26 protein-coding genes are annotated in these 24,325 nt (G+C 62.8%); 15 read left to right on the forward strand and 11 right to left on the reverse strand.

Features of this window, described 5'->3' with window-relative positions; all coding sequences use genetic code 11:
• The first annotated feature begins 30 nt into the window (after window positions 1-30).
• Together LB513_RS24075 and LB513_RS24080 are read left to right on the forward strand one after the other, a co-directional pair.
• Window positions 31-234, forward strand: coding sequence for a NepR family anti-sigma factor (locus tag LB513_RS24075; RefSeq protein WP_224665983.1), 204 nt, complete (start codon window positions 31-33; stop codon window positions 232-234).
• 3 nt (window positions 235-237) lie between these two features.
• On the forward strand, window positions 238-789 hold the full coding sequence (locus tag LB513_RS24080; protein ID WP_224665984.1) for a sigma-70 family RNA polymerase sigma factor: 552 nt from the start codon (window positions 238-240) through the stop codon (window positions 787-789).
• A gap of 38 nt (window positions 790-827) precedes the next feature.
• Here the strand turns inward: LB513_RS24080 and LB513_RS24085 are convergent, their stop codons facing one another.
• On the reverse strand, window positions 828-1,154 hold the full coding sequence (locus LB513_RS24085) for a response regulator (RefSeq protein ID WP_263482249.1): 327 nt from the start codon (window positions 1,152-1,154) through the stop codon (window positions 828-830).
• Between the two features lie 202 nt (window positions 1,155-1,356).
• On the opposite strand from LB513_RS24085, the gene LB513_RS24090 reads away from it, so the two are divergent.
• From LB513_RS24090 to LB513_RS24100, 3 genes are all read left to right on the forward strand, one after another.
• Window positions 1,357-2,118, forward strand: a complete 762-nt coding sequence (locus LB513_RS24090) for a Crp/Fnr family transcriptional regulator (RefSeq protein ID WP_224665986.1) — start codon at window positions 1,357-1,359, stop codon at window positions 2,116-2,118.
• A gap of 108 nt (window positions 2,119-2,226) precedes the next feature.
• A complete protein-coding gene (locus LB513_RS24095; RefSeq protein ID WP_224665987.1) occupies window positions 2,227-2,553 on the forward strand; it encodes a YqjD family protein in 327 nt (108 codons plus the stop codon).
• A gap of 11 nt (window positions 2,554-2,564) precedes the next feature.
• On the forward strand, window positions 2,565-3,023 hold the full coding sequence (locus LB513_RS24100) for a hypothetical protein (RefSeq protein WP_224665988.1): 459 nt from the start codon (window positions 2,565-2,567) through the stop codon (window positions 3,021-3,023).
• 12 nt (window positions 3,024-3,035) lie between these two features.
• On the opposite strand, the gene LB513_RS24105 is transcribed toward LB513_RS24100, so the two are convergent.
• Window positions 3,036-4,568, reverse strand: coding sequence for a sensor histidine kinase (locus LB513_RS24105; protein ID WP_224665989.1), 1,533 nt, complete (start codon window positions 4,566-4,568; stop codon window positions 3,036-3,038).
• A 166-nt stretch (window positions 4,569-4,734) separates the two neighbouring features.
• Between LB513_RS24105 and LB513_RS24110 the strand changes: the two genes are divergently transcribed.
• Window positions 4,735-4,905, forward strand: coding sequence for a hypothetical protein (locus tag LB513_RS24110; RefSeq protein WP_224665990.1), 171 nt, complete (start codon window positions 4,735-4,737; stop codon window positions 4,903-4,905).
• Between the two features lie 35 nt (window positions 4,906-4,940).
• Here LB513_RS24110 and LB513_RS24115 read toward each other — a convergent pair whose 3' ends face one another.
• Complete coding sequence (locus LB513_RS24115; protein ID WP_224665991.1) at window positions 4,941-5,861, reverse strand: diacylglycerol/lipid kinase family protein; 921 nt, start codon at window positions 5,859-5,861, stop codon at window positions 4,941-4,943.
• A gap of 276 nt (window positions 5,862-6,137) precedes the next feature.
• On the opposite strand from LB513_RS24115, the gene LB513_RS24120 reads away from it, so the two are divergent.
• The gene (locus tag LB513_RS24120) at window positions 6,138-7,457 is read left to right on the forward strand and encodes a PRC-barrel domain-containing protein (protein ID WP_224665992.1); all 1,320 of its coding nucleotides are present in this window, start codon (window positions 6,138-6,140) and stop codon (window positions 7,455-7,457) included.
• 45 nt (window positions 7,458-7,502) lie between these two features.
• Here LB513_RS24120 and LB513_RS24125 read toward each other — a convergent pair whose 3' ends face one another.
• Window positions 7,503-9,074 carry an alkaline phosphatase family protein gene (locus LB513_RS24125; protein WP_224665993.1) on the reverse strand — a complete coding sequence of 524 codons (1,572 nt, stop codon included), beginning with the start codon at window positions 9,072-9,074 and terminating at the stop codon, window positions 7,503-7,505.
• 224 nt (window positions 9,075-9,298) lie between these two features.
• Between LB513_RS24125 and LB513_RS24130 the strand changes: the two genes are divergently transcribed.
• The 4 genes from LB513_RS24130 (at window position 9,299) to LB513_RS24145 (ending at window position 12,362) form a co-directional block, all read left to right on the forward strand.
• Complete coding sequence (locus LB513_RS24130) at window positions 9,299-10,231, forward strand: VOC family protein (protein WP_224665994.1); 933 nt, start codon at window positions 9,299-9,301, stop codon at window positions 10,229-10,231.
• A 4-nt stretch (window positions 10,232-10,235) separates the two neighbouring features.
• A complete protein-coding gene (locus tag LB513_RS24135; protein WP_224665995.1) occupies window positions 10,236-10,856 on the forward strand; it encodes an alpha/beta hydrolase in 621 nt (206 codons plus the stop codon).
• Between the two features lie 2 nt (window positions 10,857-10,858).
• Complete coding sequence (locus LB513_RS24140; RefSeq protein ID WP_224665996.1) at window positions 10,859-11,158, forward strand: GNAT family N-acetyltransferase; 300 nt, start codon at window positions 10,859-10,861, stop codon at window positions 11,156-11,158.
• A gap of 145 nt (window positions 11,159-11,303) precedes the next feature.
• Window positions 11,304-12,362, forward strand: a complete 1,059-nt coding sequence (locus LB513_RS24145; protein ID WP_224665997.1) for a dipeptidase — start codon at window positions 11,304-11,306, stop codon at window positions 12,360-12,362.
• On the opposite strand, the gene LB513_RS24150 is transcribed toward LB513_RS24145, so the two are convergent.
• The 4 genes from LB513_RS24150 to LB513_RS24165 form a co-directional block, all read right to left on the reverse strand.
• Window positions 12,359-12,622 carry a hypothetical protein gene (locus LB513_RS24150; RefSeq protein ID WP_224665998.1) on the reverse strand — a complete coding sequence of 88 codons (264 nt, stop codon included), beginning with the start codon at window positions 12,620-12,622 and terminating at the stop codon, window positions 12,359-12,361. The two genes, LB513_RS24145 and LB513_RS24150, sit on opposite strands and share 4 nt — an antisense overlap.
• Before the next feature lie 2 nt (window positions 12,623-12,624).
• Window positions 12,625-13,860 (reverse strand): aminomethyltransferase family protein, encoded by a 1,236-nt coding sequence (locus LB513_RS24155; protein ID WP_224665999.1) that lies wholly within the window; start codon window positions 13,858-13,860, stop codon window positions 12,625-12,627.
• Window positions 13,861-14,071: 211 nt separating this feature from the next.
• Window positions 14,072-15,637 carry a phytoene desaturase family protein gene (locus tag LB513_RS24160; protein ID WP_224666000.1) on the reverse strand — a complete coding sequence of 522 codons (1,566 nt, stop codon included), beginning with the start codon at window positions 15,635-15,637 and terminating at the stop codon, window positions 14,072-14,074.
• Window positions 15,624-17,243, reverse strand: a complete 1,620-nt coding sequence (locus tag LB513_RS24165; protein WP_224666001.1) for a phytoene desaturase family protein — start codon at window positions 17,241-17,243, stop codon at window positions 15,624-15,626. Before LB513_RS24165 ends, LB513_RS24160 begins: the two co-directional genes overlap by 14 nt.
• A gap of 198 nt (window positions 17,244-17,441) precedes the next feature.
• On the opposite strand from LB513_RS24165, the gene LB513_RS24170 reads away from it, so the two are divergent.
• Genes LB513_RS24170 through LB513_RS24185 form a run of 4 tightly spaced genes read left to right on the forward strand, consistent with a single transcriptional unit; the run spans window position 17,442 to window position 21,377 of the window.
• Window positions 17,442-18,242: a class I SAM-dependent methyltransferase gene (locus tag LB513_RS24170; RefSeq protein WP_224666002.1), complete on the forward strand. Its 801-nt coding sequence runs from the start codon at window positions 17,442-17,444 to the stop codon at window positions 18,240-18,242.
• 6 nt (window positions 18,243-18,248) lie between these two features.
• The gene (gene betI, locus LB513_RS24175; RefSeq protein WP_411962743.1) at window positions 18,249-18,956 is read left to right on the forward strand and encodes a transcriptional regulator BetI; all 708 of its coding nucleotides are present in this window, start codon (window positions 18,249-18,251) and stop codon (window positions 18,954-18,956) included.
• Window positions 18,957-18,987: 31 nt separating this feature from the next.
• Window positions 18,988-20,070 carry an ABC transporter substrate-binding protein gene (locus tag LB513_RS24180; RefSeq protein WP_224666004.1) on the forward strand — a complete coding sequence of 361 codons (1,083 nt, stop codon included), beginning with the start codon at window positions 18,988-18,990 and terminating at the stop codon, window positions 20,068-20,070.
• Window positions 20,067-21,377 (forward strand): flavin monoamine oxidase family protein, encoded by a 1,311-nt coding sequence (locus LB513_RS24185; RefSeq protein ID WP_224666005.1) that lies wholly within the window; start codon window positions 20,067-20,069, stop codon window positions 21,375-21,377. Before LB513_RS24180 ends, LB513_RS24185 begins: the two co-directional genes overlap by 4 nt.
• Here LB513_RS24185 and LB513_RS24190 read toward each other — a convergent pair.
• The 3 genes from LB513_RS24190 to LB513_RS24200 are packed head-to-tail and all read right to left on the reverse strand — an operon-like array spanning window position 21,341 to window position 24,193.
• A complete protein-coding gene (locus LB513_RS24190) occupies window positions 21,341-22,414 on the reverse strand; it encodes an ABC transporter ATP-binding protein (RefSeq protein ID WP_224666034.1) in 1,074 nt (357 codons plus the stop codon). The two genes, LB513_RS24185 and LB513_RS24190, sit on opposite strands and share 37 nt — an antisense overlap.
• A gap of 40 nt (window positions 22,415-22,454) precedes the next feature.
• On the reverse strand, window positions 22,455-23,279 hold the full coding sequence (locus tag LB513_RS24195) for an ABC transporter permease (RefSeq protein ID WP_224666006.1): 825 nt from the start codon (window positions 23,277-23,279) through the stop codon (window positions 22,455-22,457).
• The gene (locus LB513_RS24200; RefSeq protein ID WP_224666007.1) at window positions 23,276-24,193 is read right to left on the reverse strand and encodes an ABC transporter permease; all 918 of its coding nucleotides are present in this window, start codon (window positions 24,191-24,193) and stop codon (window positions 23,276-23,278) included. Before LB513_RS24200 ends, LB513_RS24195 begins: the two co-directional genes overlap by 4 nt.
• Window positions 24,194-24,325 lie beyond the last annotated feature (132 nt).

Raw genomic sequence — 24,325 nt, forward strand, 5'->3', positions numbered from 1 at the left:
GGTTTGGAAGGCTGGGAATACAAGGGCGAAATGACGGACATGACGAAAGATATTCTAGCTGGCGTCGCCGGCAGGCGCCGGGACGGCGCTGGCGATGCGCTCGGATCCAATTCCGAGATTGGACGTAAGCTCAAACAATATTACGACGAACTTGTCTCCGACGATGTGCCGGATCGCTTTGCCCAGCTGCTCAGCCAGTTGGAACAGGCTGAGCCAGCGCAGAAAAAGGACTGAGGCATGGTCGCGGTCTCCCAAGGCTTCAAGACCGATCTGCTTGGGGCAATACCAAGCTTGCGCGCGTTTGCCGTGTCATTGACGCAGAACTCCGACAAGGCCGACGACCTGGTCCAGGAAACCCTCGTCAAAGCCTGGGACAAACACGAAAGCTTCCAGCCAGGGACCAATCTCAAGGCCTGGCTGTTCACTATCCTGCGCAATGAGTTTTATTCGCAGATGCGAAAGCGCGGCCGCGAAGTTCAGGATAGCGACGGCATCATGACGGCCAGGCTCGCCGTTCATCCGGCTCAGCACGGACAGCTGGACCTCAAGGATTTTCGTGGAGCGCTCGAACAATTGCCGGAAGATCAGCGCGAAGCCATCATCCTGATCGGCGCGTCCGGCTTTTCCTATGAGGAGGCCGCCGAAATCTGCGGCTGTGCGGTCGGAACGATCAAGAGCCGCGTGAGCAGGGCCCGGACGCGATTGCAGGACATCCTCAAGATTTCCGGCGAAGACGAATATGGCCCGGATGCAATCTCGGCCCAGGTGACAGGATCACCAGCCACCTGATCGATGTATGGCGCGTGCCCGGTCGACGGGCCGCGCGATCATCCCTGGCGGACGGCGGTTCGCCCGCAGGCATCTGCCAGCGCTTGGACGAGATCCTCTCCCGAATAGGGCTTCCCGACAAGCTTTACCCCCGGAAATGAAGCCTTGATTTCGCTGGCATCGGTGTAGCCCGAGGCAAACACAAACGGGACGCCTGCTTCACGCAGGCCAAAAGCGAATTCCAGCGTTGACGTACCACCCAGCATGAGATCAACGATAGCAGCGTCGAAATGCGAGGCCACCTTCCGGCCGTCCATGTCCGTGAGATCGCGGGCGATCTCCACTTCGGCGGCGCCATTGTCGCGGCAGAGCTGTTCAACGTCCATTGCGATGAGAAATTCATCCTCAAGGACAAGAATCCGCAATCCGTCAAGCAATGGGGGCACAGTCAATGACTCCTTGAAACGGTCGGACTCATGATCGCAATTTCAAGCGATGTCATTTAAAAATGACATGTTGCGCGGTGAGGCCGCAATCGCGCAAAACAGGTGAGGCGGTCTGCCAGGGACGGCTTGGAGGAGGGTAAGAATGTCAGATCAGGGCAGCCGCTCTGTCTCCGGTCGTCAGTATCCCTGCGAAATCTGTCCGTTGCGGCCGTTGCCGGTCTTTCGCGACTTCGAAAAATCGGAGTTGGCTTTCGTCAGCAAGTTCAAGAAGGGCGAACTCGCGGTCGACAAGGGGGCTTCGGTGCTGGTCGAGGGAAGCCACAACGCGCATCTCTACACGGTGCTTTCGGGCTGGGCTTTCCGCTACAAGCTGCTTCGGGATGGCCGCCGTCAGATTCTCAACTATCTCATGCCGGGCGACCTTATCGGCCTGCAAGGCAGCGTGATGGGCGAGATGCAGCATTCCGTCGAAGCTCTGTCGCCGATGCTGCTTTGCATCTTCGATCGCGAGTCCCTGCCAGAACTCTACCGCAATCATCCGGGCCTCGCCTATGACATTACCTGGATTGCCTCGCGCGAGGAGCGCATGCTGGACGAGAATCTTCTTAGCATCGGGCGACGCAGCGCGCTCGAGCGCGCTGCGTATCTCATCGCTTTCATCGGCAGCCGCGCCAGGACGGTTGGGCTGAACGGCAAGCAAAATCTGCAGATACCGGTCACTCAGCAGCACATCGCCGATACGCTCGGACTGTCGCTCGTCCACACCAACAAGACGATCCGCAAGCTGATGGACCGCAAGCTGATCTTGTGGCGCGATGGTGGCTGCGAGGTGATAGACAATCAAGGGCTCAAGCAGCTGGCCGGTTGGGAAGGGCTCGGGGAATCGCGGCGGCCGTTGATATGAAGCGCCGAATCTGGTGCGCGCCGCAGCGTTTTGGGGTAGTTTAGGACGGGCTGGGAACCTTGAGACAGACGGCGCGTTTGAAAGCGAACAATCACAAGGAGTTAAGCAATGGCGACCGCCGCAGGAAAGACCGCAACCGAAGATCGCCCTAATGCGGATCTTGAAGCCGATATCAGGCAGTTGAAAGCAGATATCGACATGCTTACCAAGCAATTGGCCAAGACCGGCGAGCACGGCTACGGCGCCGCCCGCCGCGTGGCAGCCGAAGGCGTCGAGCAGTTGCGCGTGCAAGGTGAAGCAGCGTTTGACACCCTGCGCGGCAATGCCAGGGACATCGAAGCTCAGCTTCTGGCAAACGTGCGTGAAAAGCCGGTCACCTCGCTGGCTATCGCGGCTGGCGCAGGTTTCCTGTTCGCGCTCCTCGCTCGCCGCTAGCCGCATTCCAAATGGGAATGCTGGCAACCCTGATTACCGGTTTGGCTTCAGGCGAAACCATTGCCGCCCTGCGCCGTGCACGCACTGCGGCAATGGTCTATTTGCTCGCCGGGATCGTGGCGCTGTGTGGAGTGGGGTTCCTGATCGGAGCCGCCTATATCTGGACGGCGATCCGCTACGGATCGCAGGTGGCGGCATTGAGTTTCGGCGCGGGTTTTCTTGTCGCTGCCGGACTTATCCTGGTTGTTTACAAAATTGCCGAGGGTTCGCGCTTGCGGCGTCGGGCAGAACGCCGCAAGGCCGACGTGACCGCCGTTGGCGTGACGGCCGCCCTTGCCGTGATGCCGACATTGCTCAAAGGAAAAAGCGGTCTGGGGGTCATCCTCGGCTCGGCCGCGGCGCTCGCCGCTTATGCACTATACCGCCAGACCACCAGGCCCGGCGGCCCCGATGGCGGCGGTCCACGCTAGGATCATTGCAGGCTACTTCGAAAGCTCTTCCAGGGGCATTGATACTTCCGCGAATACACCTTCCGGCCGGAATTCATGGGTCACTTCGCTGGAAATGATCTTGGCGAGGCTTCGGCGGATGAGGATCGATCCGAAGCCTTGCCGCTCGGGCGGGGCAACACGAGGCCCACCGCTTTCCGTCCAGGTCAGCACCAGACGGCGATTGCCCTTGCCACCCTCGGTTGTCCAGCCGAGATCGACCGTGCCGGATGCCACTGACAGAGACCCATATTGCAGCGCGTTGCTGGCCAACTCATGCAGGATGAGGCCCAGTCCGACCGCCTGGTCCGGCGACAGCAACAGATCGGCGCCGGAGATGGTGATGCGAGGCTGATCGGCACTGTCGAAGGGCCTGACCTCCAACTGGACGAGTTCGCGGATGCCGATTCCACGCCACTCGCGGTCGGACAACAGGTTGTGCGCGACGCCCAGGGCCTGAAGCCTGGAACCGAAAGCCTCGAGGAATTCGCTTGGCCGGCGAGCATGACGCACGGTCTGCGTCGCCAGCGCCTGGACGGTGGCCAGCGTATTCTTGACGCGGTGGTTCAACTCCCGCAGCAACAGCCTTTGCCGCTCTTCGCCTAGCTTGCGTTCGGATATGTCGTAGTTGACGCCGAAGACGAGCGTCGGCTTGCCGTCGCTGTCCCGGTCGATGATCCGGCCGCGCGTGGCTATCCATCGCGGCGGGTGGGAGCCTTTCACCCGGTACTCGCCGAAATAATCGTCGCCGCCCGCCAGCGCGTCGCGAAAACGGGCCTCGGTCTGGTGGACGTCGCGGGGATCGATCGCGGCGATGATGTCCCGCGCCCGCAGCCGGGTCGAGCTCGGCAGGTTGAACAGTTGAGGTAGCAGGGCGTCGCACTCGATGACGTCGCCGCGGATGTCCCATGCCCAGCTGGCAAGCGATGCCGCGTCCAGCGCGATGGCGCGCCGCTTTTCCTCGCGGGCCAGCGCCACCTCGGCGAGGGCGCCGCTGCGTTTTGCGTCCTTCAGGGTGAACAGGCTGGCGGCGAGGCCAGCGAGCATCTTCAATTGATCGAGCTCGGCAGCGGAGTGGAAAGCATGCGGCGTCCGGTCGAGAACGCAGAGCGTGCCGATGCGTGCGCCCGCCACCACCATGGGGGCGCCGGCGTAGAAACGAATATGGTGCTTGCCCGTAACCAGCGGGTTGGCTTCGAAGCGCCGGTCCGCCGTGGCATCGGTGACCACCATCGGTTCGTCACCAGCGGAGATGGCATGGGCGCAGAAGGAAATGTCGGTCGCCGTCTCGGTCTCTTCCAGGCCAAGACAGGATTTGAACCATTGGCGCTTATTGTCGAGCAGCGTGACCAGGGCGATCGGCGCCTTCATCAGGGCCGCCGCGAGGCGGCTGACGCGGTCGAAATCGGCGTCCGCGGCCGTATCCAGCATTTCCAGCCCGCGCAACACCGCCAGCCGATCCTGGTCCTCGACCGCCCGCGCGACCTCAGCCGGCAGGACCGGACGCGTTTCCGGCACGTTACTCACTCAGTTCCCCGATGATCCGTCCTGCTCCGCTCCGCCCTGTCGATTTTCCGGCGCCGGGTCCGCTCGCGGGCCAACCGCGTGCCGGAACCATCCTAACAAGGCAACCGTTACCGGACCGTCTCTTGCGAGCCGCCCGAACTGGCGCACCACCATACAAGGATCGAGCATGGCCAAGATCATTCCCGAAAACAAGGCGAGGCAGGGGAGGCGGGGCCAGCATGGTTTGCGGTTCCTGATCGCGGCGTTGCTCCTGGTGATCGCCGCGTGGGGGATAGCCGAAATCTACGGCCAGATCGCCAAGACACCCGCTACATCGGAGGGAGGTGCGACGAGCTAGGGCCATTTCTGGCAAAGGACGAAACTGCCGCAGCATCAGGCGGCCTTTTCCTTGGCGACGCTGGCAGGCACCAATACGTTCAGAGCGCCAGGGTGAATTTCGATCGTTGTCTCACGATCGAGTTTGATCAGTTCGCCGTCCAGGACGGCCCGAAACTTTCGGCTTCCCGAATGTATTTTCAGGACAACCCTGTCAGCCTGATGGATCTCGACATGCTCATTGTCGCGCCATTTGCCGCGCGCCATGTTGAAAAAGAACTTAATCAGCTCCGCGCGCTGTCGCGCCACGGTAACGTATATGCCGAGCACGCCCCCGGCCGGGTTGTCGGCATAAGGCAAATGGCCTTCGCCGAACAGATTGTTGGTGATGCCGATGCCGGTTATCCGCGTCGCCATTTCAACCTCGCCGATGTGGAGCGTAACGTTCATCGTTGGAGGGTTGTTGATCGTCGCCCACGCCGCTTTCGCCGATGCCCGGATCTTTCCGAAACGCGACCCGAACTCCATCTTCTCGCGCAACTGCACCATCTTGGCATGCATGCCGATCGAGAACTGATGGACAAAAGGTCGCCCGTTCGCCGTCGCAATGTCGACTGCGATGATTTCCCCATCAGCGAAGGCACTGACGGCCGCATCGATGGATTGCGGGATCCCCAGTCCGCGCGCAAAGAGGTTCATCGTGCCGGCTGGCAGTATGGCCAGCGCCTTCTTCTTGCCCATCAGCCGGGCGGCGGCCGCCGAAATGGTGCCGTCACCACCGCCGGCCAGGACGACATCGACGGCGCTACGCGAGGCCGCGGTGTCGAGCGCCTCCACGATTTCCTTGCCCGCCACAATGTCGATGCTGACGGAGTGCCCGGCGGCCTCCAGCGTTTGATGAAGTCTGTCGGAGAAAGCAGCGAGATCGATTGTGCGCAAGGTGCCGCCGTCGCGGTTAAGCACCGCCGCAAATTTCATGCCCCACTCCGTGTCGTGAATGCCCGAGCGCTATGTTAGCGCCGCCAGCCAAATTACCGAAAAATCTTACGTCCAGCCAACGGCTGGAACGTGTCTAGGGCCTAAAGGTTCCGTCGATGGAAGTTCTGATGCCCATCGAAACCTTGCATGTCTGGTTATGCGGTTCCCGCTGTTTTTGTCGGAACAACCCAGGGTTCACAACGTTGTGAATTTGCAAGACGACGACCGCGCCCGACGAGGCGCAGCGTCATGAAATCACATACTAGGAGAACTATCATGATCCGCAACCTTTTAGCCACGACCGCACTCGCAACATTGATCGCGACCGGCGCTCATGCGCAAAACGCGCCTGCTCCGGCCGCGGCGGATGCACCTGTCGTACAAAACAACGCCACAGCCGCACCTGTGGCTCGAGCCGATGGCTTGATCGTCAGCAATATCATCGGTGAAACAGTCTATAATGGCTCTGCCGACGACGCCGAGAATATCGGCAAGGTCAGTGATGTTGTGTTCGACAAGGATGGCCAGGCCAAGTCCGTGATCATCGACGTCGGCGGATTTCTGGGCGTTGGCGCCAAGAGCGTCGCTTTCGACTACTCCAAGCTGCAATGGGCCGAGAAGAACGGTGATCGCTGGCTGGTTGCCCAGGCGACCAAGGATGAGTTGACGGCTCAGCCGGAGTTCGACACCAAGCCCTATGCGGCAAAGCCCGCTCCGGCGGCTTCGACCGACGCAGCCGCTCCGGCAACCACGGACACGGCCCAGGCGCCCGCCGATACGAACACGGCCTCGGCCGAGCCTGTAAAACGGGCGGACGGCAACCTCGCGACGAACATCGTCGGGGAAACCGTCTATAACGGAACGGGCGACGACGCGCAGAACATCGGCGACGTCAACGATATCGTGCTGACCAAGGAAGGAAAGGCGAAATCGCTGATCATCGGGGTTGGCGGCTTCCTGGGCCTGGGCGAGAAGAACGTCGCCTATGATTTTGACAAGGCGCAGTGGGCCGAGAAGAACGGCGATCGCTGGCTTGTAGCGCAGACTACGAAGGAACAGCTCCAGGAGCTGCCGGATTTCGACCGCAAGGCGTATGATCCGGTGCCGGCCACCACGGCGTCCAATGAGCCGGCAGCGACGGCACCGGCCGCGGCGCCTTCTACTGGAACGGCTCCTGCTGACCAGACGGCGAATGCTCCTGCCGCTACGCCAGATGCCACCGCTCCCGACCAGACCGAGACCGCGGCAATCGACAAGTCGACGCTGACGGAGATGCCGGTTGGCGAAATCCGCGGTGACGATCTGAAGGGCACGACAGTCTATGGTGCCAATGACGCAAGGGTGGGTGAGATCGGCGATGTCATCCTGACCCCCGACAAGAAAGCCGACGCGGTGATCGTCGATGTCGGGGGCTTCCTCGGCATGGGTGAAAAGGAAGTCGCGGTCGGCATGGATAATCTGAAATTCATGACCGACAAGGACGGCAACAAGTACCTCTACACCACCTTCACCAAGGAGCAGCTGGAAGCCCAGACCGCTTATGACAAGGGCAGCTATGCGCAGCAGCGCGACAAGCAGCGGCTGATCGTCCAGTAACGACCCTGCAGCTTCAAAAAAAAGGCCCGCCCTGTGCGGGCCTTTTTACGTGGAGCGGGGTTGCAGCCCGGAGATGTGACCCACGACGCCAAGGTCCGTCAATTCGGCCAGTGCCAAGGATTGGTCCAGATGTTCGGCACGCCACGACAGGAGCCGCTCGGCGAATTCGAGCCGGGTGGAAAGATGGGCGGGGCTGGTGGCGAGATTCTTCAGTTCGCCGGGGTCCGCCTCGACGTTGAAAAGCAGTGGCGGCAAGCCGCCGCCAAAATGCACGTATTTGAATCTCGTGGTGCGAATGACAGCCAAGTTGCAGTGGCGCGAGCCGACGCCGAAATGCGTTTCAGCGTCGCCTCTCGAGACAGAGCGGAAGTCGAATTCCCAATGCGCGGCGTCGCGCCAACTGGCAGGAGTACCGCCGCTCAGGAACGGCTTCAGCGAACATCCGTCGAGATGCGGTTCCGGGGCGTCGCCTAGCAGGTCTATAAGCGTGGGCAGGATGTCGACCGCTTCGGTGAAACGATCGACCTTGCCACCGAAGGCCTTACGGCGCCTCGGATCGCGAATGATCAGCGGGATGTGGTAGCTGCCGTCGAAGTAGCCACCCTTGCCGAGCATGAAGTGATCGCCCATCATCTCGGCATGGTCGGAGGTAAGGATGATGATCGTTTCATTCCACGCGCCTGAAGCCTTGAGCGATTGCCATATCAAGCCAAGCCGTGCATCGACCTCCGAGATCATGCCGTAATAGATTGCCCGTATGCGGCGGAAATCGTCCTCACTCCAGTCGTACACGTTACCCGGGACGCCGGGGCGGAAGTTCGCGCGTTTTCGCTGGCTGAGGTCATAGGCAATATAGGGGTGGCTGCGGGCTTCGTCCCGCCAGCTCTCTGCACGGTAAAAGGCCGGCCCATCATCAGGATCGTACAGCGTGTTGTAAGGCTCCGGCACGATGAAGGGCGGATGGGGGCTGATGAGTGAGAGATGCGCGAACCAAGGCGCGTCCCGGTCCTGCTCGCCGAGCCAGCGAATGAACTCGCCGGCAAGGAAAGCCGTCGGCGTTTCGTCCTTGGAATAGATGGGCGGCGCCTCTGATACCGCGTCGGTGTGGTCTTCCCCCTCGACAGGACGGTGAATCGCCGGCGACCCGGCGCTGACACCCATGCCACGCTGTTTCAGCCAGGACAGCCACTGCTTCTGATGTTCAGGCAGCAGCTGCCGTACGGTGAAGCCAGGCAGCACGCCCTCGTAGCTTTTAAGCCTCGGATCGCCCGGCGACAGCAGTCGCGGATCGAGCGCCACATCCGTGTAGCCGAACAGCGTCGGATCATAGCCCAGGCTTCGGGCATGCAGCGCGATATTGGAGTGGCGGGCGTCGAGGGGCGTGCCGTTGCGGCAGACTCGGTTGTTCATCTGATAGAGGCCGGTATAGAGGCAGGCCCTGGCGGGCGAGCAGGGCGCCGCGCCTGCGTAGTGACGGCTGAACAGGACGCCTTCGGCGGCCAGTGCGTCGGCATTCGGCGTCCGCACCACGGGATGGCCCGCAGCCGACAGGCAATCGCCCCGCCATTGGTCGCAGGTGATGAACAGGACGTTCGGGCGCCTATCTGTTCCAGCCACTCGCAACACTCCTTCGCTTATGTTCGCTCGCTATCCATGGAACCGATTTCCAGCAGCGGCGCAAGGCGGCTTCAGATGGTGGATTAGTGAACAAATCGACAATGATTGTTCACTTATTCAGCACAGTCCATCCGGTTTTTGCCGCCTTTGCCGCCGGCGAATGCATCCTCATATTGGCATGGACAGCGGCAAGGGCCGCATAAGTATAGGGAAGGAGCAAGACAATGCTCGACCAGATCAAGGGCCTACATCACGTCACTTCGATGGCCAGCGATGCCCGGCAGAACAATGATTTCTTCACCAGAAAACTCGGCCAGCGCAGGGTCAAGAAGACCGTGAATTTCGATGCGCCAGACGTCTATCACCTTTACTATGGCGATGAGGCTGGCACGCCGGGTTCGGTGATGACCTATTTCCCGTTTCCCCATATCGGCAAGGGCCGCCACGGGGTCGGCGAAGTCGGCACCACGGTATACTCGGTGCCCGAAGGCACGCTCGGTTATTGGGAAAAACGCTTCGTCGACGAGGGCGTCACCGGCCTGTTGCGCGAAGAGACATTCGGAGACAGGCGCCTGGCTTTTGCGGGTCCGGACGGCGATGGTTTCGCGCTGGTCGAGGACAAGGCCGACACCAGGGCGCCATGGGCAAAGGGCGGCATCCCCGCCGATGAGGCGATCCGCGGCTTCCATTCCGTGTCGCTCAGGTTGAAGGACGGCGGCGCCACCGAGGAACTCTTGAAATTCATGGGCTATGAGGAGATCGACAAGTCCGGCACGATCAGGCGGCTGGCGGTCAAGAACGGCAATGGAGCCGATGTCATCGACATCGAATCGCTGCCGACGGCGCCGTTTGCCGATCTCGGTGCCGGCTCGGTCCACCATGTCGCCTTCGCCGTCGAAGACCGCGCCAGGCAACTCGAAGTGCGCAAGGCGCTGATCGATACCGGCTACGGAGTGACTCCGGTGATCGACCGCGACTATTTCTGGGCGATCTACTTCCGTACACCTGGCGGTGTGCTGTTCGAAGTCGCCACCAACGAGCCGGGATTCGACAGGGATGAGGACACTGCGCATCTGGGCGAGGCGCTGAAGCTGCCAATGCAGCACCAGCATCTGCGGCCCTATCTCGAACAGCACCTGCAGAAGCTGGAAGGCTGAAGCCATGAGCAAGGACGCTTACATCCACAAGGCACTGCCCGGTTCGCCGGGCGGTCCCCTGCTGTTCGTCTTCCATGGCACCGGGGCCGACGAGAACCAGCTGGTCTCGCTGGGGCGCGATCTCGCGCCTCGCGCCACCATCATCTCGCCACGCGGCGATGTCTCCGAGCACGGTGCCGCGCGCTTCTTCCGCCGCACCGGCGAGGGCGTCTATGACATGGACGATTTGGCCCGGGCGACGAACAAGATGACCGCCTTCATCAAGGCCCATGTCGATGACGCAAAGCCGTCGGCCGTGCTGGGGCTTGGCTATTCGAACGGCGCCAACATCCTAGCCTCGGTGGTGTTTGCCGAACCCTTGCTTTTCGATGCCAGCGTGCTGATGCATCCGCTCATACCGTTCGAACCCGAGGTCAGGGGTAGTCTCGCCGGCCGGCATATTCTGGTAACCGCCGGCGAGCGCGATCCGATCTGCCCGCCGGACCTGACCGCAAGGCTCGAATCCTGTTTGCGTGCCCAGGGTGCCGATGTCACAGTGGAATGGCATGAGGGCGGGCACGAAGTGCGACCCAACGAAATCGATGCGGCAAGGCGTTTTCTGGCCGGTGCCGACCAAGGAGTGTAGAGATGCCTGACCAGTTGCCTGAGATCGAACTGGAGGATCGCGGTTCCAAGGGTCGTTATGTGCTGCGCGGACCCGGCGGCGCCGAGGCTGAGATGACCTTCACCAAGATCGGTGAGCACCAGATCATCATCGACCATACCGAAGTCCCAGATGCCTTTCGTGGCCAGGGTGCCGGGCTTCGGCTCGTCACTCGCGGCGTCGAGGATGCGCGTGCGGCCGGCAAGAAGATCATCCCGCTCTGTCCGTTCGCCGCGGCGCAGTTCCGGCGCCATCCGGAATGGGCGGACGTGCTGAAGCAATAGGGCCGTCCCCGCTTCGTCGGGACAGTGTCGTCGCGAAGCTGCCAGTCACAATGGCAACAGGGCTCTGGCATTTGCGCCCGCACGCCATCTTGCCTAAGTAGGTATATGCAGGCAACGCGCCGCCCAATCGAGCGAATGATCCCCGATGACCGAAACCGACCTCGTTCCCGTCTTCGACGGCCATAACGACACGCTGCTGAGGCTCTACCAGTCGAAGGACGCGGATGTCGAAAAGCTCTTCATCGAGGGGCAGGCCGGCGGCCATATCGACCTGCCGCGTGCCAAGGCCGGAGGATTTGCCGGCGGCATGTTCGCGATCTTCCCGCCGCCGATCGAGAAAGCCCGGCGCGGCGCGGTGCCCCTGGCACCCAGCGATGCCGAACCCCTGCCTCCAGAGGTGCCGCGCAACGAGGCACTGACATCGACGATCGCCATGGCCTCGATCCTGTTCCGGCTTGAGCGGGCCGGGGCACTCACCGTCTGCCGGAGCGCCGGCGATGTGCGCGACGCCATGGCCAAAGGCTCGATTGCGGCGGTGTTCCACATCGAAGGCGTCGAGGCGATCGATCCCGAACTCACCATGCTCGACGTTCTGCATTCGGCGGGCCTGCGCTCCCTCGGTATCGTCTGGAGCCGGCCGAACGCGTTCGGGCACGGTGTGCCGTTCCGCTTTCCATCCTCGCCCGACACCGGGCCGGGCCTGACCGATCCCGGCAAGGCCCTGGTCAAAGCCTGCAACCGGCTCAAGATCATGATCGACCTTTCGCATCTCAACGAGAAAGGCTTTCGCGATGTCGCCGCGCTCAGCGATGCGCCGCTGGTTGCCACCCATTCCAACGTGCACGCGATCTGCGGCCATTCGCGCAACCTCACCGACTGGCAGCTCGGTGCGGTCCGCGAGTCCGGCGGCATGGTCGGGCTGAATTTCGCCACCGGCTTCCTGCGCGAGGACGGCCGCATGAATGCCGATACCAGCCTCGACATCATGGTGCGCCATGTCGATTCCTTGCTGCAGGCGCTGGGTGAGGATGGCGTCGGGCTCGGCTCGGATTTCGACGGCGCGATGATACCGGCGCCGATCAGCGACGTGACCGGTCTGCCGAAGCTCATCGATGCACTGGCGGCACGCGGATTCGGCCGCGCGCTGATCGAGAAGATCGCCTATCGCAACTGGTTGAACATGCTGGAACGGACGATCGGTTAGAACTCGGAGCCCATGCGCTTCAGCCAGTCCTTGCCGACGCCGCGATCCCGGACGATGGGCAGCGGATCTTCCGCATCGAGCCGCGCGCAGATGCGGTAGACCTCCAGCGTCTCGGCGGTCATTTCTCCGCGCTTGTAGAAGTACATGGCGGCGGCATAGCGGGTGCGGCCAGACCATCTTTCGCCAAGCGGCGTGTTGATCAGTTCCCACTGTTCGGCCGCTTCCCCGTCGTCCACCCTGTTTTCGACATCGTCTGCCATGGTCAGAAATCCGCCGGCGGGTTGGCGGTGCGGCGGTCGAGCTTGATGAACGGCCGCGCCACAATTTTGGCGCGCTTCATGAGCTTCTGGTACTGCAGTTCGCGCATGGCGTAGATCTCGACCCAAAGGTCCTCCACCACGGTATCACCGTATGGCCGCGCCAGAGAGGCGATGGCGATGTTGCGCTTGGCCATCGGCGACCACATAGCGGCGCTCACCAGGCCGACTTCACGGGTTTTCCTGTGGTAGACGATGGCGTGTTCAGCCGGGATGTTGCCGTCGATTTCCAGCCCGACCAGCACATGGCGCAGCCTGCGCTTTGCCCGTGCTTCCAGTATGGCGCGGCGGCCGTTGAAATGGCCTTTTTCCGGATCGACCATGAAGCCGAGCCCGATCTCGTCGGGCATGCGCAAGCGGTCGGCGCGGATGGCATGCTCGGCGGTGGTGAAATCCGCATTGGCCACGATCAAACCGGCCTCTAGCCGGGCGCGGTTGAGCGCGGTGTAGCCGATGGCGCGGATGCCTCGCAATTCGCCGGCACACATCAACCGGTCCCAGAGGCTTAGCGCCTTGTCGGACGGCACGAACAGTTCGTAGCCGAGGTCGCCGGTGAAGCCGGTGCGTGAAATGGTAACGGTGCCGCCATCATGCGGGAAATCGGCAATGTCGAAGATCTTCAATGCCTCAAGGCCGGCAAAACCCGCATCGCGCAGCACGGCGAAGGAGGTCGGCCCCTGCAGGGCAAGTCCGGCGACGGCTTCGGTCTCTTCCTCGACCGTGACATCGAACCCGGATGCGCTATCGAGCAGCCAGGGCAGATGCCGCTCCTGCGAGCACAGCCGGAAGCGCGTCGGCGACAAGCGAAACAGCGTGCCATCGTCGAGGACGAATCCCTCGTCGTCGCACCAAGCGGTGTAATGGACACGGCCGGGCTTGAGCTTGCCGACATCGCGCAAGGTGACGCGGTTCAGCATGGCCTCGGCATCCGGCCCCTCGATCCGGTACTTGGTCATCGGCGAAATGTCGAACAGAGCGGCCTGGCTGCGGATGGCGAAATATTCGAGTTCCTCATCCCACAGCGAATGCGGGGCGCGGTAGCCCGCCCAATTGTACCAATCCTGGGTTCTCGCCAGCGCGTCAATGCGCGGCTGGAAAGGGGTGCCGAGACGCAGCGTGCGGAAATGGCCTTGGCCGGCGATGCGGGCTGTCGATGAGGCGGTGGTGGCTTGCTGGTTCATGACGGCGTCCCTTCGCGCCCCCCTCTGTCCTGCCGGACATCTCCCCCACGAGGGGGGAGATTGGCTGTCGCGGGCGATTTCGCCAATCTCGGACGGCAGAAGGGAGGCGGCGATCGAGCAAACTGCCGATCTCCCAACAAATGAAGGAGATGTCCGGCAGGACAGAGGGGTGCGCCGCGGAGTGAGGCGTTTGCGGACTGAAACACCATCCTCACCCCTTCATCGCAAGGACGCGCCGCGCGGCGTTGAGACCAGGCGCGCCGGAAACGCCGCCGCCAGGATGCGAGCCCGCGCCGCCCAGGAACAATCCCAAGATCGGGGTATCATAGCCTGACCAGCCGGAGACCGGGCGCGAGACCAGCATCTGGTCGGCCTGCAATTCTCCATGGTGCCAATGGCCGCCCGGCATGCGGTAGCGCGTCTCGATATCGGCCGGCGTCAGAAGTTCGGCATGCACAACGCTTTTGCCTACGCCTGGCGCGTAGGCCTCGAGCTGCGCCATGACCGCCTCGCGGAATTTCGGCTTTCCGACGTTCCAGCCTTGTTTCAGCGCGTAGGGTGCGTATTGCACCACGGCCGAGAGGACGCAGGCGCCGTCGGGTGCCAGCGACGGATCGGCAAGGCTGGGCAGGGTAATCTCCATCACCGGCTCGGGCGAGAACTCGCCATATTTGGATGGATTGAAGGCGCGCTCGACATGGTCGGGCGACGGGGCGATGACCAGACGGCCCTTGTGCCCCGTGGCATCGACGCCCGTGAACTGCGGCGGCCGGTCGAGCGCCAGATTGAGCTTGGCCGCATCCCCCTTCATGCGGATGTTCTTCACCTTGCGCGTGAAACCGGTGTCGATTTCGCGAGGGCCGATAAGGTGTAGGAATGTGGTGGCCGGGTTGATGGCCGAGACGATGGTCCTGGCGCGCATTTCCTCGCCGGTGTCGAGCGCCACACCGACGGCGCGGCCTTTCTCGACGATGATCCTCGTTACCGGAGAGGAAACGCGGATGCTGACGCCGGCCTTCTCCGCCGAGGCGCGGATGGCGGCGATGACCGCGCCCATGCCGCCCTGCGGCACAATTTGGGCGCCGGCCATCCCGCCTGCCTCGCCAGCCAGGCGATAGTAAAGGCCGAGCAGCGAGGTCGGCGAGCGAGGCCCGAGATGGCTCCCAAGCGTTGCGTCGAACGCAAGCAGGCCTTTCAGCCTGATATCCTCCAACTGTTCATCCAGCAGGTCGGCGACATTCATCAGCAGCACCCGCAGGAAGTCGCGCATGTCTTCCTTGCCGAGTTTCTTCAGCCCCAGTGCGGCCTGCCCCAGGGAGGCCGCCTCCAGTAGCGACACGCCGGCGAGATCGGGCGGCCGGCGGGACAGGAATGGCTTGAGGATGCCGGCATATCGCAGCAATTGCGCGCGCAATGCCTTCCAGGCCGACTGCTCCGTGGGGCTGGCGCCGGTCAGCACCTCGCCATAGGCGCCGTGCAGCATAAGCGCGGGGCCATCCCTGGACAGCGCAACCGACGGCACGAAGTCGGCACGGTTAAACCGCAGCCCGTGCTTCTCCAGCTCCAGCGTCTTGACGACATCCGGATGCAGACGATTGAGCAGATGCGCTATGGACGACGTGCGGAAGCCCGGCGCAAATTCCTCGGTGCGCGCCGCACCGCCGACCTCATTTGCAGCCTCCAGAACCAGCACCCTGCGGCCGGTTTTCGCCAGCGTCGCGGCAGCGACGAGGCCGTTGTGGCCGCCACCGATGACGATGCAGTCAAATGACGTCATGGGCCGGGCTCATATGCGGGGTCGACTTGGCGAGGTCGCGCAGGATTTCGGCCGCCGCGTTGCGCCCGGGCGCGCCCATTACGCCGCCGCCGGGATGGGTCGACGAGCCGCACATATACAGACCGCGGACGGGCGAGCGATACTGCGCGTAGCCTGGGATCGGGCGGTTGAACAGAAGCTGGTCGAAGGTTAGTTCGCCTTGGAAGATGTTGCCTTCGGTCAGGCCGACCTCTGCTTCGATCTCGCGCGGCGTGCGCACCTCCATATGCACGATGCGGTCGCGGAAGCCGGGCGAGTATGCCGCGATCTGCGCAATCACGCTTTCGGCGAAACCGTCCCGGTCGGCCTCGGTCCACTCGCTGCCGTTCACCTTCGGCGGTGCGTATTGCACAAAGCAGCTCATGAAGTGCTTGCCGGGCGGCGCCATCGTCGGATCGAGAGTCGTCGGGATGACCATGTCGAGGAAGGGGTCGGCCGACCAGCGCCCGGCCTTCCAGTCGTCATAGGCGCGTTCCATGCGCTCCATCGAATCGGTGAAATGCATGTCGCCGCGGTAGACAGGCGAATCCTTTGGCAGGGCGGGAAATTCCGGCAGCGAATCAAGCGCGATGTTGACCTTGCCGGACGAGCCGCGGATCTTGAAATTTGTGACCCGGCGCAGGAAGATGTCGGGCAGTTCCTTTTCCTCGACCAGTTTGAGGAAGGTGCGCTTGACGTCGGCGTTGGAGACGACGAGCTTGCCATGGATCTCCTCGCCGCCGGCCAGAACGACGCCCTTGGCCCTACCCCGGTCGACCAGAACATGGTCGACCTCGGCGCCGGTGCGGATGGTCCCTCCCGATGCCTTGAACGACGCGGCGAGCGCCTTGGCGACCGCGCCCATGCCGCCGCGCGCATAGCCCCAGGCGCCGACCGAGCCGTCGACCTCGCCCATATAGTGGTGCAGCAGCACATAGGCCGTGCCGGGCGACATCGGGCCGAGCGCGGTGCCGATGATGCCGGAGAGAGCAAAGTTCGCCTTGATGACATCGGTCTCGAAATATTCGTCCAGAAAGTCGGAAATGGACATCGTCCAGAAGCGCAGCGTCAGTGCCATCTCCTGCGCCGAAAGGCCCGCGAACTTCTTGCCGAGGTAGAGCAACTCGCCAAGATCGCGCGGCCGCAGGCTGGCCGGGTCGGGCGCTGTGCGCATCAGGAGCGGCTGGATGAAGCGGCATTGCCGGGTCACATCGCGGGCGTAGCGGTCATAGGCTTCGGCGTCGCGCCTGGAGAAGCGGGCGAATTCGCGCCGGTGGGCGTCATGGTCGCGGTAATTGGCGAGGTAATCGCCGTCGCGGGTGAACACGGCGCCGCCTTCATAGGAGATCACCTGCAGGCCGAAGCGCGGCAGTTCGAGATCGCGCATGATCTCGGGCCGAAACAGCGAGCAGACATAGGAGCAGTTGGAATAAAGGAAACCCGGCGTCAGTTCCCTGCTAGTGGCGGCGCCGCCGACCCAGTCGTTCTTCTCGACCACCAGCACGTCCAGCCCGGCGCGCTGCAAATAGCAGGCATTGACCAGGCCGTTATGCCCGCCGCCGATGATGATCGCATCCCAAGCTTTCATTCCTGCCGAGCTCTCATGCGCGATCCGCTGTTCATTGTGCGCGATCTGTCACCAACCGCCTGGAAATTGGCACGATGACTGCCGTCCTGTCCAGACTTACTGAATGAATGTTCAACAAATGATGTTGCGTTTTTCCCGGCACTCGATAGGCTTTGCCCGCGTTGGGCTGGCGTTCATTCGATTTGGGATCGAGCCTCGATGATGGAAACGGCAGAAGCCGAGCCGGAGTATGACGACACCGCCATCCGATTCCTCGAGGCGCTGTGGGGCGACGGCTACCTGTCGCCGGGCGGGCCGGACGAGGTCGACCGGGTGGTGGAGGGGCTTTCCCTCTCGGGCAAGACGATCCTCGATATTGGCTGTGGCTCGGGCGGCATCACGCTCCACCTCATCGAGCGCCATGGCGCCGCCCACGCCACTGGCTTCGATGTCGAGCGGCCGGTGATCGAGGCGGCCACGCAAAGGGCCGCCGCGCGCGGACTGGCTGATCGCGCCAGATTTGTCCAGGCGCCGCCTGGACCATTGCCTTTCGCCGACAGCGCCTTCGACGTCGTCTTTTCCAAGGATGCGCTGCTGCATGTGCCCGACAAGGACGCGCTGTTCGCCGATATATTCCGAGTGCTGAGGCCGGGCGGTGTCTTCGCGGCTTCCAACTGGATGATATCGCATGACGGCGAACCGTCGCCTGACATGAAGGCCTATGTCGCTGCCGAGGGCCTGTCCTTTGCCATGGCATCGCCAGACCGCTACGTGCAAGCGATGCGCGGCGCCGGCTTCGTCGATGTCACCGTCAGGAACCGCAATCCCTGGTACCGCGTGGTCGCCAAGGGTGAATTGGAAAGGCTGAAAGGGCCGCTCTTTCCCTCGGTGGTCGCGGCGGTTGGGTCGGCCTATGTAGAGAAGAATATCCGGACCTGGGAGGCCATGCACAAGGTGCTTGACAGTGGCGAGCACCGTCCCACTCATCTTCGCGGGTGGAAGCCGGATGCCAAGGGCTAGCCGGCGATGCTGGAGACCGTCACGCGCATGAAGACAGCAAACGCCAGGGAAGCGCTCCTTGAGCCGGCGCGGAAAGCCGACTCCGAAAAGCGCGGACGCAAGGCCTCGAAGGAGGTCAGGCAGCTTCAGCTCATCGAGGCGACGATCGATTCGCTGGCAAGGCGCGGCTATTCGGAAACGACGATGGCCGATGTCGCCGATGGCGCCGGGCTGTCGCGCGGCATCGTGAACTTCCATTTCGAAAGCAAGGAAAAGCTGCTCGTCGCCACCTTGCAGCATATGTATGACGAGTATTCTGCGCATTGGCGCAACGCCCTGCAGAGAGCGGGCGACGAGCCCGCCAATCAGTTGCACGCGCTGGTCTGTGCCGATTTCGACCGCTCGATCTGCAACAAGCGCAAGCTCGCCGCCTGGTGCGCCTTCTGGGGCGAGGCCAAGTCGCGGCCGACCTACCAGGCGCTCAGCAGCGCGCGCGATGCCGTCTACCAGACCATCTTCATCGACCTGTGCGCGTCGCTCAAGCAGAGCGGTGGTTATGCCTATGAACCTCAGGTCATGGCGCTAGCGCTCAGCGCCATGCTGGAGGGATTGTGGCTGCGGCTGATGATGGGCACCGAGGACACCACCCGGGAAACCGCCCTGCAGGCGGCCAACGAATTCCTGTCGGTCGCATTCCCGAAACACTACCCGCTGAAGGCCGCCGTCAAACCATAAGAAACCGAACACCACAGAGGATGGAACAGAGATGAAAACACTGACCCGACGCCTGACACTGACCATGGCTGTGGCCGGAACGCTGGCCGCTTCGGCGGCAGCGCTGGCTGTCGCCGCCGATAAGGATCTGATCGTGTTCGACTGGTCCGGCTACGAGGACCCGAGCTTCCACCCGAAATATGTCGAGAAGAATGGCGACTCCCCGACCTTCGCCTTCTTCGGCGACGAGGACGAGGCGTTCGAAAAGGTCCGCTCCGGCTTCAAGGCCGATCTCGGCCATCCCTGCTCGCAAAGCGTGGTGAAATGGCGCGAGGCAGGCCTGCTGCAGCCGCTCGACACGTCAAAAATCACCGGCTGGAAAGACCTCAATCCCGGCATCATGGCGATGAAAAACCTCGCCACGACCGATGACGGCAAGGCGTGGTTCATGCCTTGGGACTGGGGCAATACGCAGCTGACCTACAACTCCTCCAAAATCGACGAGAAGGATGTGCAGTCGCTGAAAGCGTTCGCCGATCCCAAATATAAGGGACGGGTCTCGATCGGCGACAATGTCGACGACGCCTATGCGCTGGCCAGCCTCGCCATCGGCCTCAAGGACTGGACCAAGATGACCGACGACCAGTTCAAGCAAGCCTCCGACTTCCTGCGCCAGGTGCACAAGAACGTGCGCTCCTACTGGACCGATACCACCGACGTCGTGCAATTGCTGAGCGGCGGCGAGGTCGATCTCGCCTGGGCGTGGAATGACGCGACGGTCCAATCGGTCGCCGCCGGCGTTCCGATCAAGTCCAAGAAGGACACTGACGAAGGCATCTCGACCTGGGTCTGCGGCTACGTGCTGTTCAAGGATGCGCCCGGCAACATCGATAAGGCCTATGATTACCTGAACGCCGTCAATGACCCGGAGACGGCCAAGGTGCTGGTCAAGGACTGGGGCTATGGCCAGGCCAATGCCAAGGGAATGGCCGGCGTCGACCAGGCGGTCCTGAAGGAAAAGGGCTATGACGACGTGCAGAAATTCATCGACAAGACGCTGTTCCAGTCGCCGGTGCCGTCCGATCTCAAACTCAAGATGATCGCCGAATTCGAGAAGATCAAGGCAGGCTATTGAAGACCGAGTTCGAGCAAACTGATGTCGTCATCGTCGGCGGCGGCTTCACCGGCCTGTCGGCGGCGCATGCGCTGAAGGCGGCAGGCATCGGCTTCGTGCTGCTCGAGGCCCGCGACCGCGTTGGCGGACGCGCCGAGGCCAGGCAAAACGGGCTTGGCGAGCGTATCGACAGCGGCGGTCAGTTCCTGTGCGAGGACATGCCGGAACTGATGGCTCTGGTCGAGGCTTACGGCAAGACGCTGGTCGAGACCTATGTGGACGGCGATTTCATCACCCATCCGTCGATGTCGGTCGAACAGGCCGAGAGCACCTACGATGGCGCGATGGCAATCCGCGAGCGCATGAACAGGATCGAGCCGAACGATCCATCCATACAAGGCATCAGCGCCGCCAGCTGGCTCGAACGCCAGCATGATCCAAGCGATGCAAAGACTGCTTTCCGGTCGATGATCGAAGGCCTGTGGTGCTTGCCTATGGACATGGTGCCGCTCTGGTACCTGATCGACAATGACCGCCGCATCACCAATGAAGTGCCGGAGCTGCAATATTTTCTGCGCGAGACCATGCAGTCCCTGGCGCAGGACCTGGCTTCCCAAATCGGCGACCGGGTGCGGCTGAATGATGCGGTCGCGCGTATCGAACACGGGCCGCATGGCGTTAGGGTCGTCTCGGCACACGGTGCCATACAAGCGCGTCAAGTCCTTCTCGCCCTGCCGCCAGTGATGGCCGCGAAGCTCGACTTCGCGCCTGCTTTGCCGCCAGGTCTCGGCGGGGCGCTCGGTGTCTGGAAGAGCGGTGCTGTCATCAAGGTCCTGGTGCGTTATCCCAGGCCTTTCTGGCGCGAACGGGATCTGAGCGGCATGGTGATGTGGCGAGACCTGCCGGGATTGTTTGCCTGCGACGCCAGCAGGGACGCGGAGCATGCCGCGCTGGTGGTCTTCATCGGCGGCCCGCTCGCACTGCGCTGGCATGCGTTGAGCGAGGCGGCTCTTCGTGGGGAAGTGACGGCCCGATTGGAGGACGCCCTTGGTCCGGAGGCGGCCAATGTCATCGATTTCAGTTCACGTGACTGGATAGGGGACCGTTGGAGCGGCGGCGCCTATAGCGACATCATTGTCGACGTGGGAGCCATCGATGCCGAAGAGACGATACGCAGGGGTGCCGCGCCAGTGCATTTCGCCAGTTCCGAGCTTTCGCCATCCTTCCCGGGCTACGTCGAAGGCGCCATCGTCGCCGGGCGCATTGCAGCGCGCAAAATCGCCGCGGAGCTTCAGTCGGCCATCGCCACCAGGGCCTCGGGCTCATAGGCGAGGCGGATCGAGGTGCCGACCGGAATGTCGTCGGCGCCGAAATCATTGGTCTCCGTCACCGAGAGCGGCTTCTCCAGCCCGGGGATCTCGACGATGAGATGGGTGATCTCGCCGAAATAGTGCCGTTCGACGACCTTGCCGGCAACTTCGAACTTGGCCGTTGCATTGTCCCACAACACGCGGAGACGCTCGGGCCTTATGCCGAGCGTGGCCGACCCACCATTGCGCACGAAAGCCTTCGGCTTGTCGGTTTTGATCCTGCCGAAGCCGAGCGTGTCGACGACCAGCGAGGCGCCGTTCTCCTCGACGATCTCGCCCTTGACGAAGTTCATGCCGCCGAGGAAGTCGGCAACCTGGCGGTTGACCGGCCGCTGGTAGATCTCCTTGGGCGAGGCGACCTGCGCTATTCTGCCGCCGAACATCACGGCGATACGGTCGGACATGGCCAGCGCCTCGTACTGGTCGTGGGTGACCAGAACGAAGGTGATGCCGACCGCCTGCTGCAGGCGGCGCAGTTCGACCTGCATCTGCTCGCGCAGTTTCTTGTCGAGCGCCGAGAGCGGTTCATCGAGCAGCAGGACCTTGGGGCGCATCACCAGCGCCCGGGCGAGCGCCACGCGCTGGCGCTGGCCACCGGAAAGTTCGGTGGCCAGACGCTTGCCGAGGCCGGTCAGCGAGACCTGCGCCAGCGCCTCCTCGACGCGGCGCTTTTCCTCGCTGCCTTGCAGCTTCAGCCGCTTCAGGCCGTAAGCGACGTTCTGCTCGACGTTGAGATGCGGGAAGATCGCGTAGCTCTGGAATACCATGTTGGTCGGCCGGCGGTTGGCCGGTATGCCTTCCATGGGCTGACCTGCAACCGAGATCGAGCCGCTGGTCGGGTTGTCGAAGCCGGCGATCATGCGCAGGAGCGTGGTCTTGCCGCAGCCGGAGGGCCCGAGCAACGAGAAGAACTCGCCTTCCCCTATGGTCAGCGACGCGTCGTCCAGCGCCTTGAACGCCCCATAGCTGCGGGTAACGCTGCGGATTTCTATCATGGCCCGTTCGGAGCGCGGCCGATCTGCCGGCGATGGCTGCTCAGGCATAGAGGCCTCCCTCGTTCTGGGTGCGTCGGGCCGCGCGGCGGCGCAGGATTTCCGCCACGGTCATCAAAAGGAACGAGGCAAAAAGTAGGAGCGTGCCCAGCGCCAGCACGCCCGGCAGCTTCGCCGCGAAGCGCAGCTGGCCCCAGATGTAGATCGGCAGCGTTGCTTCGGTGCCGGTGAGGAAGAAGGCGATGATGAATTCGTCGAGCGAGATCGTGAAGCAGACCAGCAGGCTGGAGATGATGGCCGGCGCCACCATCGGCAGCGTCACGCGCCGGAAGGTGCCGAAGGCGCTCTCGCCGAGATCGGCGGAGGCTTCCTCCAGGCTGCGGTCGAAGCCCTCGAAACCGGAGGTCAGCACCGTCATCGAATAGGGGATGCAGACCAGCACATGGCCGAGCACGACGGTGAACAGCGACAGGCTCAGGCCCAGTTGCAGCATCACCAGCAGCATCGAGATGGCGACGATCACCTCGGGCAGCACCAGCGGCGCCATGATCAAGCCGTTGATGGTTCGTCGGCCGGGATAGCGATAGCGGGTGATCGAGCGGGCGGCGAGGATGCCGAGCACGGTGGACAGGATGGCGGCCGACACGCCCACGACGAGGCTGTTCCAGGCTGCATCAAGCAGGGCCGGCGTGCGGGGCAGGTCCTCGTACCAATGCAGGGTGAAGCCGGAGAGCGGGAATTTCGGCGTCGCCGCCGTGTTGATCGAGAAGATCGGCAGGAAGATGACCGGCAGATAGAGGAAGACGACGTAGAGGAACGCGTAGGCCGGCAGCCAGCCGCCGGAAAGGAAGCGCCGCAATGCCCTCATCGCGCCAGCCTTTGCACGGCGCGGATGACCAGCACCGTGGCCCCCGCCATCATAGTCACGATGACCATGGTGGTGACGGAAAGGGCGGCGCCCAAAGGCCAGTTGGAAGCCTTGCCGAATTGCGCCTGAATGGCGTTGGCGATCATGACGCCGTCCTTGCCGCCGACCAGCTTGGGCGTGACATAGTCGCCGACGGTGGGGATCATGACGATGAGCGCAGCCGAGATGACGCCGGGCGCCGATAGCGGCAGGGTGACACGCAGGAATGAACGCAGCGGGCCGTCGCCAAGATCCTTGGCCGCCTCGACCAGCGTTCGGTCGACCTTTTCCAGCGAGACGAAGATCGGCAGGATGGCGAAGGCCGCCCAGGCATGCGTCAGCGTGATGATGACGGCGGTCGAGTTGTAGAGCAGCGCCGTCGACGGTTCGTCGATGATGCCAAGGCCCATCAGGCCGGAATTGAGCACGCCATTATAGCCCAGGATGACCTTCCACGACATCACGCGCAGGAGATAGCTCGTCCAGAACGGAATGGTGATGAGGAATAGCCAGAGGCTTTTGTGGCGGCCGCCATGGAAGGAAATGAAATAGGCGATCGGATAGGCCAGCAGGACAGTGAGAAGGCTGACCGTCAGCGAGATGCAGAGCGAGCGCCACAACAGATCGCGGTATATGGGCTCGGTGAGCGCGACGCGGTAATTCTCCAGCGTGAAGGTGCGGTCGATAGTGAGATAGTTCTGCGTCCAGAAGGAGTGCGCGATGACCACCAATATCGGCAGGACCAGCAGGATGAGCGCGTAAACGAGGGTCGGGCTGATCAGGGCGAGGCCCTGTGCTGGTTCGGACCGGAGGAGGGCATTTCCTTTGGCCCTCGCCATTCGCAATGGCGGTGACCCTTCCGCGGCCACCGTCATTGCTGGGCCCTGAAACGGTGGGCTGCCGGCGTGATTTCGGTTGCTGGCCTGGACTTTCCCGCCATGCGGCATCCCATCGTGCTGGCCCGGCCGCCTGTTCCCAATTTTATTCTCGAGCCCGACCATTGCAAT

The organism is Mesorhizobium sp. ES1-1 (assembly GCF_020164785.1).
Classification (GTDB): Bacteria; Pseudomonadota; Alphaproteobacteria; order Rhizobiales; family Rhizobiaceae; genus Mesorhizobium.

Coding starts and splice junctions, on each gene's coding strand:
- LB513_RS24075 (WP_224665983.1), top strand. CDS start 31: ATGACGGACATGACGAAAGATATTCTAGCTGGCGTCGCCGGCAGGCGC.
- LB513_RS24080 (WP_224665984.1), top strand. CDS start 238: ATGGTCGCGGTCTCCCAAGGCTTCAAGACCGATCTGCTTGGGGCAATA.
- LB513_RS24085 (WP_263482249.1), bottom strand. CDS start 1,154: ATGGACGTTGAACAGCTCTGCCGCGACAATGGCGCCGCCGAAGTGGAG.
- LB513_RS24090 (WP_224665986.1), top strand. CDS start 1,357: ATGTCAGATCAGGGCAGCCGCTCTGTCTCCGGTCGTCAGTATCCCTGC.
- LB513_RS24095 (WP_224665987.1), top strand. CDS start 2,227: ATGGCGACCGCCGCAGGAAAGACCGCAACCGAAGATCGCCCTAATGCG.
- LB513_RS24100 (WP_224665988.1), top strand. CDS start 2,565: ATGGGAATGCTGGCAACCCTGATTACCGGTTTGGCTTCAGGCGAAACC.
- LB513_RS24110 (WP_224665990.1), top strand. CDS start 4,735: ATGGCCAAGATCATTCCCGAAAACAAGGCGAGGCAGGGGAGGCGGGGC.
- LB513_RS24115 (WP_224665991.1), bottom strand. CDS start 5,861: ATGAAATTTGCGGCGGTGCTTAACCGCGACGGCGGCACCTTGCGCACA.
- LB513_RS24120 (WP_224665992.1), top strand. CDS start 6,138: ATGATCCGCAACCTTTTAGCCACGACCGCACTCGCAACATTGATCGCG.
- LB513_RS24130 (WP_224665994.1), top strand. CDS start 9,299: ATGCTCGACCAGATCAAGGGCCTACATCACGTCACTTCGATGGCCAGC.
- LB513_RS24135 (WP_224665995.1), top strand. CDS start 10,236: ATGAGCAAGGACGCTTACATCCACAAGGCACTGCCCGGTTCGCCGGGC.
- LB513_RS24140 (WP_224665996.1), top strand. CDS start 10,859: ATGCCTGACCAGTTGCCTGAGATCGAACTGGAGGATCGCGGTTCCAAG.
- LB513_RS24145 (WP_224665997.1), top strand. CDS start 11,304: ATGACCGAAACCGACCTCGTTCCCGTCTTCGACGGCCATAACGACACG.
- LB513_RS24150 (WP_224665998.1), bottom strand. CDS start 12,622: ATGGCAGACGATGTCGAAAACAGGGTGGACGACGGGGAAGCGGCCGAA.
- LB513_RS24155 (WP_224665999.1), bottom strand. CDS start 13,860: ATGAACCAGCAAGCCACCACCGCCTCATCGACAGCCCGCATCGCCGGC.
- LB513_RS24160 (WP_224666000.1), bottom strand. CDS start 15,637: ATGACGTCATTTGACTGCATCGTCATCGGTGGCGGCCACAACGGCCTC.
- LB513_RS24165 (WP_224666001.1), bottom strand. CDS start 17,243: ATGAAAGCTTGGGATGCGATCATCATCGGCGGCGGGCATAACGGCCTG.
- LB513_RS24170 (WP_224666002.1), top strand. CDS start 17,442: ATGATGGAAACGGCAGAAGCCGAGCCGGAGTATGACGACACCGCCATC.
- betI (WP_411962743.1), top strand. CDS start 18,249: ATGCTGGAGACCGTCACGCGCATGAAGACAGCAAACGCCAGGGAAGCG.
- LB513_RS24180 (WP_224666004.1), top strand. CDS start 18,988: ATGAAAACACTGACCCGACGCCTGACACTGACCATGGCTGTGGCCGGA.
- LB513_RS24190 (WP_224666034.1), bottom strand. CDS start 22,414: ATGATAGAAATCCGCAGCGTTACCCGCAGCTATGGGGCGTTCAAGGCG.
- LB513_RS24195 (WP_224666006.1), bottom strand. CDS start 23,279: ATGAGGGCATTGCGGCGCTTCCTTTCCGGCGGCTGGCTGCCGGCCTAC.
- LB513_RS24200 (WP_224666007.1), bottom strand. CDS start 24,193: ATGACGGTGGCCGCGGAAGGGTCACCGCCATTGCGAATGGCGAGGGCC.